Annotated in this window: 8 protein-coding genes; 3 read left to right on the forward strand and 5 right to left on the reverse strand. The window is 61.4% G+C overall.

Annotation, left to right across the window (positions count from 1 at the left end; translation table 11 throughout):
• Positions 1-34: 34 nt before the first annotated feature.
• A complete protein-coding gene (locus EIC84_RS04635) occupies positions 35-2,524 on the reverse strand; it encodes a DNA internalization-related competence protein ComEC/Rec2 (RefSeq protein WP_003064602.1) in 2,490 nt (829 codons plus the stop codon).
• 208 nt (positions 2,525-2,732) lie between these two features.
• Between EIC84_RS04635 and EIC84_RS04640 the strand changes: the two genes are divergently transcribed.
• Positions 2,733-3,191, forward strand: coding sequence for a RidA family protein (locus EIC84_RS04640; RefSeq protein WP_003064600.1), 459 nt, complete (start codon positions 2,733-2,735; stop codon positions 3,189-3,191).
• A gap of 163 nt (positions 3,192-3,354) precedes the next feature.
• Entirely contained in the window at positions 3,355-4,251 is an 897-nt protein-coding gene (gene pdxY, locus EIC84_RS04645) for a pyridoxal kinase PdxY (protein ID WP_012837395.1), read from the forward strand.
• A gap of 288 nt (positions 4,252-4,539) precedes the next feature.
• Here pdxY and EIC84_RS04650 read toward each other — a convergent pair whose 3' ends face one another.
• Both EIC84_RS04650 and EIC84_RS04655 read right to left on the reverse strand, forming a co-directional pair.
• On the reverse strand, positions 4,540-6,021 hold the full coding sequence (locus EIC84_RS04650; RefSeq protein ID WP_003064598.1) for an MFS transporter: 1,482 nt from the start codon (positions 6,019-6,021) through the stop codon (positions 4,540-4,542).
• 227 nt (positions 6,022-6,248) lie between these two features.
• The gene (locus tag EIC84_RS04655; RefSeq protein WP_197565153.1) at positions 6,249-6,713 is read right to left on the reverse strand and encodes a PACE efflux transporter; all 465 of its coding nucleotides are present in this window, start codon (positions 6,711-6,713) and stop codon (positions 6,249-6,251) included.
• A gap of 83 nt (positions 6,714-6,796) precedes the next feature.
• On the opposite strand from EIC84_RS04655, the gene EIC84_RS04660 reads away from it, so the two are divergent.
• On the forward strand, positions 6,797-7,681 hold the full coding sequence (locus EIC84_RS04660) for a LysR family transcriptional regulator (RefSeq protein WP_012837392.1): 885 nt from the start codon (positions 6,797-6,799) through the stop codon (positions 7,679-7,681).
• A 151-nt stretch (positions 7,682-7,832) separates the two neighbouring features.
• Here EIC84_RS04660 and parC read toward each other — a convergent pair whose 3' ends face one another.
• Both parC and EIC84_RS04670 read right to left on the reverse strand, forming a co-directional pair.
• Entirely contained in the window at positions 7,833-10,223 is a 2,391-nt protein-coding gene (gene parC / locus EIC84_RS04665; RefSeq protein WP_003064592.1) for a DNA topoisomerase IV subunit A, read from the reverse strand.
• A gap of 40 nt (positions 10,224-10,263) precedes the next feature.
• Positions 10,264-11,130, reverse strand: coding sequence for a lytic transglycosylase domain-containing protein (locus EIC84_RS04670; protein ID WP_003064591.1), 867 nt, complete (start codon positions 11,128-11,130; stop codon positions 10,264-10,266).
• Positions 11,131-11,174 lie beyond the last annotated feature (44 nt).

The following is an 11,174-nucleotide window of genomic DNA, read 5'->3' on the forward strand; positions in this document are numbered from 1 at the left end:
GGTACAGCATCAATGCAAGCTCCATGCCAGTTTCTCAGGGCTGCTCCTTGGAAATGGCATGGACATCCCAATAATGCGCCCGAATCAAGCGCTCGCATTCCAATTTTTCAGGTTGAGCAGAGTTCCAGTAGGCTGCGCCGCAGCGATCCTGAGCCACCAGCTGGCTGCCCACCGCCTGATAGCGCTGCACCACAGCTGCCACCGGATGCCCGAAGCGATTCCGATAACCCGCCTGCACCACCGCCCAGCGCGGCCGCAGCGTGTTGACCCAGGACTCGGTCGATGAAGTCTTGCTGCCATGGTGAGGCACCAGCAGCCAGTCCACAGGCTCGTCCAGACTGGTTTGCAACAGTTGCTGCTCCTGCGCTGCCTCGATATCTCCGGCCAACAGGGCCACGCGCCCGCTGGCCGAACGCAGGCGCAACACGCAACTGCCAAAGTTCGGCTTGGCCTTGCGACCATTGAGCCAGGCCTCTCCTGCAGGCGGGTGCAGCACTTCAAACGTCACACCATCCCATTGCCAGTGCTGCCCCTGTGTACAGCGCTGAACCGGAGCCAGGCCCGCCAGTTGCGGGGCTTGAATCACCGAGTCCGAGCCCCAGACTTGCGCGCGAGGCTGAGCCGCCTTGACGGCCAGAGCTCCACCTGTGTGATCCTTGTCGCTGTGACTGAGCATCATGGCATCAATCTGCATGCCATTCGCGGCCATCAGCGGCAGGAGCACACGCTCGCCGGCATCGCTCTGGCGGCTGTACTGAGGCCCTGCGTCATAGAGCAGACGATGGCTGGCTGTGCTGATGATGACGGCATTGCCCTGGCCGATATCCGCCGCCAGCAGTTCAAACTCGCCCGCACGCGGCCATGATCGAGGCCAAAACAGGGCTGGCAAAACAAATATGGCCGCCACCAGCCGCAACCTGAGTGGCAAAGGCGCAATCACCAGCAGTCCGGCGACTATTGCCAGCACACTGGCCCACCAGGCAGGCTGCGGCAAGGCCCATACGGCTCCGGGCAGCGCAGCCAGCCACTGCAGCAGGCTCATCAAGGGCAGCATGGCGACGGCAGCAGCGCTTGCCGCCATGGGCAGCACGGCAGCCAGCAAGGCCAGCGGCGTGACCACCAATGTCACCCAGGGAATGGCCAGCAGATTGGCCAGCAGGCCCACGACGGACACCTGACCAAACAGCAACAGACCCAGTGGTGCCAAGGCAAGGGAGATCAGCCACTGCTCGCGCCACAATTCCTTCAATCGTGCGAGAAATCGTTTTTTTGCGCTTGCAGCTTCAGCGCTAACGGCCCCTGAATTGGAAGCAAGCAATACACCGACGGCGACAAAACTGAGCCAGAACCCAGCCTGCCACAACGCCCAGGGATCGGCCACAACAATCACCGCCAGTGCCAGCAGCCATACACAGGCCCAGGGCCAGCGCACGCCCAGCCATTGAAGCAGCGCCACTACGGCCAGCATGCAGATCGTGCGTTGCGCAGGCAGGCCCCAACCGCTGAACAAGGCATAGGCCGCCGCCAGTAACACGCCCATGACCAGGGCCGCGCGCGGGGCAGGCATCCAACGACAAGCGCGCGCACTCAGCCTCCATACACGGCCCACGATCAAGACTGCCAGCCAGGCAAACATGGTGATATGCAGGCCCGATATGCTCATCAGATGCGCCACACCTGTCTGACGGAACAGGGTCCAGTCCTTGCGGTCAATCGCCTGCTGATCGCCCACGGCCAGCGCAGCCACCACACCCAGAGCGGTCTGTGCATGCTCTGCACCGCCACCTGGCAACCAGCGCTGCAAGCGCAATGCCTCGCCCTGAATGCGATCGCGCAAGCCCTGTCGCCAGCGCTGCAGCGGATATTGGCTTGTCACGGCCAGCAGTTCGGGCGCGGGCTGCTTGCGCACATAGCCCGTGGCCTGCACTCCTTGCTCCCAGGCCAGCAGCTCATAGTCAAAGCCGTGCGGATTGCGCGAGCCATGCGGGCGCTTGATGCGCACCGTGAAGCGCCAACGCTGGCCGGGACTCAACGCCATGCCCTGGGCCCAGTCAGGGACGAGAGGCTGGCTGGCGTCCGGCACCTGCCCGAACGGGCCATACCAGGACAGCTCCAGCAGCCTTGGCACGCCGGCATCCGAACTATCGACCACAAAACGCCAGCGCTGGCCGTTGACCTGGTTCTGCAGCATGGAGGCAATCCGCCCTTCCACCTGCAAGTCCACCGCCTCCAGCGCCTGTGGCAGGGTCTGCGTCAGATAAGCATGTGCACGCCAACCCATCCCCCCCGCCACACAGCAGGCAGCACCCAACAGCATCAGCCACCAGCTCTGCCAGGGTCTGCCACGCCATCTGCATGCAAACAGCAGTGTCAGCAAACCCCAGGCCAGCAAGATCTGGTAGAGCGACAGATGCCACAGCCTGGCCTGGGTCACCTGCCATGCAGCGCCCAGCACACAACCCCAGAGCGGCGCCAGCCACGACAGGCGGTGATGCTGAGAGCTTGGAGTCTGATGGAGCGGCATGCTGTCATGCTAGGAGCGAGCGCCCGCGCCCAGCATTGCGACTATCCCTGTCCTGTCTCGCACACCAAAACGGCATCAAACACTTGCTCTCATTATGCGAGCAGCTATCAATTCAAAAGCTATGGCCGCTGTGCCAAGGCGATCCATGCCCGGGCCCGCTGCTGTGTCAAACTTGTCGATCCTTAGCCTCGCACTTTTTGGAGCCGTCATGAGCGTCTATGAAAAACTCAAAGCCCTGAACATCACCCTGCCCGAAGTGGCCATGCCTGCAGCCGCCTACCTGCCCTATATGCAGACCGGCAATCTGGTGTTCCTCAGCGGCCATATCGCCAAGCAGAACGGCCAGCCCTGGGTCGGCAAGCTGGGCGAGAACATGACGACCGAAGAAGGCAAGCAGGCAGCCCGCGCCGTGGCCGTGGATCTGATGGGCACGCTGCAGCATGCCTGCGGCGGCGATCTGAATCGCGTCAAGCGCATCGTCAAGGTCATGAGCCTGGTCAACTCCAGCACCAGCTACACCGAGCAGCATCTGGTCACCAACGGCTGCAGCGAACTGTTGGGCGAAGTCTTCGGCGAAGCCGGCAAGCACGCCCGCAGCGCCTTCGGCGTGGCCCAGATCCCCCTGGGCTGCTGCGTGGAAATCGAGCTGATGGCCGAGCTGGGCTGAGACTTCCGCTCACACACATAAAGTGAGCTAATACCACTTGCCATTCATAGAGTTCAGATACAAAACTATCTGAATTGATTGATTGGCAAACGCAAGCAGCTCACTTTATCTTTGCAGCGCGATGCTTGCCGCAAGCATCTCGATCACTCACGAAAGAGCCCTCATGCCCAGCACGCAGGCACCCCCGCTGGTTCTCAGCATTCAATCCCATGTCGCCTACGGCCATGTGGGCAACGACGCCGCCATGCTGCCGCTGCAGCTGCTGGGCATAGAACCCGTGGCCGTGCATACGGTGCAGTTCTCCAACCACACGGGCTACGGCGAATTCAAGGGCCAGGTCTTCACGCCGGCCCATGTACAGGATGTGCTGGACGGCCTGCGCGCCCGCGGCGTGCTGGCGCGCTGCACGGCCGTGCTCTCGGGCTATCTGGGCGATGCCGGTGTGGGCGAAGCCATTCTGGCCGCCGTGCAGGAGGTGCGCGCCGCCCAGCCCAAGGCACACTATCTGTGCGACCCGGTCATGGGCGATGTGGGGCGCGGCGTGTTTGTGCGCCCCGGCATCCCGGACTTTCTGCGCAAGCGCGCGCTGTCCCAGGCCAGCGTCATCACGCCCAACCATTACGAGTTCGAGCTGCTGTGCGGCGGCCAGCCGCTGAGCACCGTGGAAGCGGCCACCCAGGCGGCCCGAGCCATGCTGACGCAACTGCATCACAGCCCGTCGGCCCTGATCGTCATCACCAGCCTGCGCACCGACGATCTGCCTGCCGACCAACTGGCCACGCTGGCCGTGACTGCCGACAAGTCCTGGCTGGTACAGACGCCCTATATCGACCTGCACCCCCTGCCCAACGGCATGGGCGATGTGTTCTCGGCCGTGCTGCTGGGCCATCTGATTCAAGGGCGCGCCGTGCCCGATGCCGTGTCCAGGGCCGTGAGCACCTTGTATGCCCTGGTTTCTCGCACCGAATCGGGGCAGCGCGACCTGCCCCTGGTCGCCTGCCGCGACCAGATAATAGCTCCCGCGCAAACCTTCACGGCACTGCCTGTGCCAGCGCAGTGAATGGGCGCAAGAGCTTTGCCAAAGCTCTTTGCATCAACAGGCCTCCGGGGACTGGAGCGAGCTAGGCCTCAACCCAGGTCGAAATCGAATTTCCTGCTGTAAGCATTAATCCCCGGCGGCCGAAATTGAGTCAGCGAGGCGGGCTGCTTTGGAATAGATTTTGACTGTCGCCGTTCAGCGCCCCAAAGCCGCCGCACGCGTACTTTATGAAACGACAGCTTTGGACCAAAGCTGCGGCGCGCTGTTGCAAAAGCAGAGCAACCTCAAAATCCTGCCTCTTGCCTGGAGTCAGTTGCCCGTCTGCTGCTTGGGTAAATGACGAGCCAGCACCAAAACGACTAGCGCGAGAGAAAAAAGCAACGCGATGACAACACCGCTAACCGCGGCAAAAGACGCTTCAAACGCTTGCATTGCGCTTTGTAAAACGGCTGGAGATTGGATGCCTTGTTGGGTATTTCGATACGCTTCGTCCAGGCCGCTGCCAGCCATGGCCTCTATACCGCCGTGTCGTACATGCGCGACGTAGACCGCAGTCATCAGGGAGCCAAAAATAGTCACCCCCAACCCTCCTCCAAACTCATAGGCCACGCCTTCTACAGACCCCGCCATGCCTGCGCGGTCTTCTGACACATTCGTCATTACCAGCGCGCTGGAGGCGGTCAGGCTGAAGCCTATTCCCACACCGCACAAGGCCAGGACCCCCACTTGCCACAATGCGCCTGCCTCGTTCAAGCCAAGATATCCCCAGATGCCTGAGGCACACATGACCAGGCCGGCAGCAATGACACGCGGACCGCCAATGTGTCCAATCAATACCCCCGCCAACGGTCCTGCGAAGAAAGACCCCAAGGAGATAGGCAGAACAAATGCTCCTGCCTCAAGGGGACTTTTTCCCAGAACCAACTGCAGCCTCTGACTGAGCACCAACTCAAAGCCGATCAGCGTCATTGACGCCACGAGCGCGATAAAAATACCCATGGCTATGGGGGCGACTGAAAGCAAGCTGAAATCAATCAATGGTTGCGGCAGCCGGAGTTGACGTCGCACAAAGACTGTCAATGTCACGGCTCCCGCAAGCAAAGCCCCCCAGGCCAAGAGCACATGACTATCGAGCCTGGCCAATTCCTTGATGCCATAAGCCAGTGCGATGATGCCAAGCGTGCTTTGCCAGCAGCTATGCAAGTCGATGGTGACGTTCGCATTCCCCGCGCTCTTGGGAACCAGCCACCAGGCCAGCACTGCAGCCACAGCAATGATGGGGACGTTGATCAGAAAAACCGAACCCCACCAAAAATGCTCCAGCAAGACTCCACCCAAGACCGGGCCCACCGCAGCGCCACCAGAGGCCACAGACGCCCAGACACCAATGGCAAAAGCCAGTTCTTTGGAGTCATGGAAGGTGGTACGAACAATGGCAATCGTGGCCGGCATCATGGCTGCGCCGCCAATGGCAAGCAATGCACGAGCAGCGATCAGTACAGCGGCGCTGGGAGCAAATGCTGCAATCACGGAGGCCAGTCCAAACAGAGCCATGCCACTGATAAAGACCATCCGGTGACCCAGACGATCGCCTAAGGCACCCATGGCCGGCATCAATCCGGCCATCACCAAAGAGTAGACATTGAGAATCCACAGCTTCTCCGAAGCCGTGGTGTGCAGGGCCTGCGCCAGACTCGGCAACGCCGTGTAGAGCACCGTCATATCGATGACGATGAGCAGCAACGCCGTTGAAACCACGCCAAGCGTGAGCCAGCGGCTCTGGAATTTCATAGAGAACCTTCGAACATTGACTTCGGTGCCGTGCAGATGCAGGCCTTGTGGCATTCGATGGATAGCGCGACTGGCTAGCCTCCATGCCAAGCGACATGATGGGCGCTCCAATTCAGTCTTCAGTCCGACACTGGATTGCGCGGGGAATCCGTAACTGCAACTCAAACCTGCACTACGTCATGAAGCCAGCCCCTCCATGAGACTTGGCACCCAAGCCGGGCTGTGAACTATGAAGCCTCGCCCAAGTTGGAAACAACCTGAGGACGGCTATTTGCCCTGACCGGAAAAAAACGGTCATAGGCGACGTTGAACACAAAGTTGTAAACAAGATAGAACACGACGATAGCCAGATCGAGCACCAGCGTATCGAGTAGCGTCATATTCAGATACCAGGCTATCAACGGCAGCAGAATCAGCAACAGACCCGCCTCAAACAAGACAGTGTGCAGCAGGCGTGCTTTGAAGCTCTTGCGAATATGGCCGTACATCTCCCGCATGCAGCGATCAAATCCGATGTTGAACGTGAAATTCCAAACCGTCGCGATCGTGGCAGAGCCGATACCCACCACACCCATGTGCGTCATGGGCTTGTTGAACAAGGCTGCCGAGGCCGGGATGATGATCATCAACCCGATAGCCTCGAACATCAAAGCGTGCCGCACCCGATCAGAAAGACTGCGCGTTTTCATCATTTTTCTCCAATCACATTGATTGGTGTGCAATGTATCTTGATATCAAATAATGAAAAGTTATCTTCCATCTTAAAATCAGATAGATGAGCATATCCATGGATCAACTGGAAGCATTCGTCTCGGCGGCAGAAAAAGGATCGTTTTCTGCCGCCGGACGAGCTTTGCGCAAGGCGCAATCGGCCGTCAGCACCCAGGTTTCCAACCTGGAAACGGATCTTGGGGTGATGCTGTTCAACCGTGCCGGGCGCAACCCCTCGTTGACGGCCGCGGGCGAGCGCCTGCTGGCTGAGGCCAGGCTGATCCTCGATCGCCGCGAACACCTCATTGGGGTTGCGGCGAGCTTCGAGGCGCATGTTGAAAAGCGCCTTGTCGTAGCCATCGACGAGCTCTACCCGGAGCATGTGCAGGGAGAGCTATTCGCCGAGTTCGCGAGCCTCTTTCCCCATGTCGAACTGGAGTTGCTGTTCCCCATGATGGAGGATGTCAGCAATATGATTCTTGATGGAAAAGCGGATATCGGAGTGATGTGGCGCCAGGAATCGCTGCCCGCAGAACTTGGCTTTCACACTATTGGCTGGGTACCGCTCAAACTGGTTTGCGGAAGCAACCATCCGCTTGCGCACACCGTTGTCGACTGGGAGGAGCTCAAGCGTCACCGCCAAATCATGGTGACCCTGAGGTCCGAGGGAACCGAAAAGCATCGCCTTCGCGTCGCTGCCGAGGTCTGGTGGGTCGAAAGCCATTGGGTCATCCTGCAAATCCTCAAGCAAGGAATTGGCTGGGCACTGATCCCTGATCACATCATCGCGCGCTCGCCTATCGCCAAGGACCTCGTCATGCCAGCGCTACGATTCGACGAAGGGGCGCACCCAGTGGCCTTGGAGCTGGTTTGGCACAAGCAGCGGCCCAGCGGGCCCGCGGCCACATGGCTGCGCGAGAGATTTGCGGCAACGAAGATCTATACGTGACAATTTCCGAGAAAGATCGAAGCGATACCGTTGACGGCTTCGACACAAACGTCCGCCACGGATCGTTCTCTGCCATTCCTTCTTCAAGCCCGATCAAAAAAAACCGCTCCAGCAAAACTGACGCGGTTTTTTTCATGGGCGTATCGATCACCTATTCCACACGCGTCACCGCCTGGGGCTTGAAACCCAGGTCGGCGGCCTTGCCCTTGCGGCCGCGGTTGCCACGGGCGTTGTTGAGGCTGCGGATCTCCAGCGTCTCGGTACGCGCCTTGCCGCCACGCCCCACGCCATCCAGGCGGATGCTGCGCGTATAGGCGGCCGCGCCGGCCAGTTGATCCTTGTCTTCCAGGCTGATCAGCATCAGGCCGCGCCCGCCCTTGGGCATGGCCTTGAGCTCTGCGATCTCGAAGGTCAGAATGCGACCGCCCACCGAGGCGCAGATCACATGGCTGGCGGGGTTGAGCAGACCTGCTCCCTGCTCGCCGCCTTCCACATACTCGGCACGCGCATTCATCGGCACGCCATGCACCACCGAAGGTGCGCACAGGGTCTCGCCCTCGCCCAGCGTGACAAAGGCCTTGCCGGCCTTCTGGCGCGAGACCATATCGCCCACATTCGCCGTGAAGCCATAGGCGCCCGAGCCCGAGAGCAGCAGCTGCGTGCTTTCACTGCCGGCAAAGTAGTACAGCAGCTGGGTGCCGGCTTCGAGTTCGATCATCGTCGTCACAGGCTGGCCGTCGCCGCGTCCGCCCGGCAGGGCCGACACCGGCACCGAATAGACCCGGCCGTTGCTGCCAAAGGCCAGCAACTGATCGACGGTGCGGCACTCGAAGGTGCCGTAGAGGCTGTCGCCGGCCTTGAAGCTCAGCGTACCCGCATCCACGCCGTGGCCTTGACGCGTGCGCACCCAGCCCTTTTCGGAAATGATCACGGTCGTGGGTTCATCCACCACCTTGACCTCGGCCACCACCTTTTTCTCCTCGTGGATCAGCGTGCGACGGGCATCGCCGAAGGTCTTTGCATCGGCCTCGATTTCCTTGCAGATCAGGCGGCGCATGGTCGCCTCGCTGCCCAGGATGTCCTCTAGCTTGCCCTGCTCGCTGCGCAGCTCCTTGAGCTCCTGCTCGATCTTGATGGCCTCCAGGCGCGCCAATTGACGCAGACGGATTTCAAGAATGTCCTCGGCCTGACGCTCGGAGAGATTGAAGGCGTCGATCAGGGCCTGCTTGGGTTCATCACTGGCGCGGATGATGGCAATGACCTTGTCGATATTGAGCAGCACGGCCTGACGGCCTTCGAGGATGTGGATGCGATCGAGCACCTTCTCCAGCCGGTGCTGGCTGCGTCGCGTCACGGTCTGGAAGCGGAAGGCAATCCACTCCTCCAGCATCTGGCGCAGCGACTTCTGCACCGGGCGGCCATCGAGGCCGATGCTGGTCAGGTTGATCGAGCTCGAAGACTCCAGGCTGGTGTGGGCCAGCAGCGCCGTGATCAGCTCCGACTGCGGAATCTTGCCGGTTTTGGGCTCGAACACGATGCGCACCGGCGCATCCTTGCTCGACTCGTCGCGCACGCAGTCCAGCACGGCCAGCATGCTGGCCTTGAGCTGGGTCTGCTCCTGGCTCAGCGCCTTCTTGCCGGTCTTGACCTTGGGATTGGTGATGTCCTCGATCTCTTCGAGCACCTTCTGGGCCGACACGCCGGGCGGCAGCTCGGTCACCACCAGTTGCCACTGGCCGCGTGCCAGCTCTTCGATCTTCCAGCGCGCACGCACCTTGAGACTGCCACGGCCCGTGCGGTAGGCATCGGCAATATCGCTGCTCGATGAAATGATCTGGCCGCCGCCCGGATAGTCGGGGCCGGGAATCAGCGCCAGCAGCTCCTCCTCAGGCAGTTGCGGCTTCTTGATCAGGGCCACGCAGGCCGCTGCCACCTCGGGCAGATTGTGGCTCGGGATTTCCGTAGCCAGACCCACGGCGATGCCGCTGGCGCCATTGAGCAGCGAGAACGGCAGACGCGCCGGAAGCTGCTTGGGCTCCTGAGTGCTGCCGTCGTAGTTGGGCACAAAGTCCACGGTGCCCATATCGATTTCGTCGAGCAGCAGGCCGGTGATCTTGGACAGGCGCGCCTCGGTGTAACGCATGGCCGCTGCGCCGTCGCCGTCGCGGCTGCCGAAGTTGCCCTGGCCGTCGACCAGCGGATAGCGCTGATTGAAGTCCTGGGCCATGCGCACCAGTGCGTCGTAGGCCGACTGGTCGCCGTGCGGGTGAAAGCGGCCCAGCACGTCGCCGACGACACGGGCGCTCTTGACCGGCTTGGCCGCCGTATTGCCATTCGGGCCGCTATAGCCCAGACCCATGCGGTCCATGGCATAGAGGATGCGGCGCTGCACGGGCTTGAGGCCATCGCTGACGTCGGGCAGGGCACGGCCCTTGACCACCGACAAAGCGTATTCGAGATAGGCGCGCTGTGCGTATTGACCCAGGTCCAGTGCATCGCCAGCGGCTTGTTGAGACAAATCCAGTGTGGTTTGATCGCTCATGAATTCTTTGTGATTTTCCAAATTGCGCCGATCCGGCGACTCAAGGTATTTGCGCGTCCGCGGCCGCAGAGGCCGCGCCCGGCAGAGTCATGCGTATGCGGGAGCCGCCGCGGCCAGCCGAACCGGCCGCAGCCAGCCGGCCGCTCAGGGGCCGGGCTGCCTGCAACTGCTCGTAAATGCCCGTGACGGCCTTGACGTAATTCATTGTTTCTTTGTAGGGCGGAATCGCCTTGCCAAACTTCTGCACCGCACCTTCGCCTGCGTTATAGGCTGCCAGCACCAGATCGAGCCGGCCCGGGAACAAGTCCATCAGATAGCTCAGATAGCGCGCGCCGGCAGGCACGTTCACGGCCGGGTCGGTCAGTTGCTGCTGCATGCTGCGCTTTTTGCTGGCCGACACGCCAAAGCGCTCTGCCGTGGCCGGCATCAGCTGCATCAGACCGACGGCGCCCTTGGGCGAGACGGCCTGGGCATCAAAGCCGGACTCCACGGCGATCACGGCCTTGATCAGGTCGTAGTCCACGCCGGTTCTCTCGGCCGCTTTCTGCAGATGCGGCCTCACGCTCTTGTAGCGCGGCGAGACCTCGAAAAAGCTCTGCATGCGCGTGCGGGCGCTGAGCCCCTCGGCCGCCGAATCCGGCTTGAGCTGTAGACCCGGCTGGCTGCTGTCGTAGAGCTCGCCCTTGAAGAACAGCTTGTAGCGTTCGTCCAGCGCCTCGGCCGCAAAGTGCGTGACCCCAAATTCGTCGACATAGGCCCAGAGATCGGCATGCGCCGCCGGCGCCAGGGCCAGCCAGCCCAAGCCCGCCAGCAGGGCAGCCGCCACTGCACGTCGCAAACGCACAGACGCGAACCCGCCGCGCGCAGGCGGCTGGCTGGGTGAGGCATCGAACATGGGCTTGTGCATGGCTGGCTCCATCGACCGCTGGTGAGCGCTAGTGCAGACGTTGG

This window comes from Comamonas sp. A23, from assembly GCF_004522605.1.
In the GTDB taxonomy this organism is placed as follows: domain Bacteria; phylum Pseudomonadota; class Gammaproteobacteria; order Burkholderiales; family Burkholderiaceae_C; genus Comamonas; species Comamonas thiooxydans.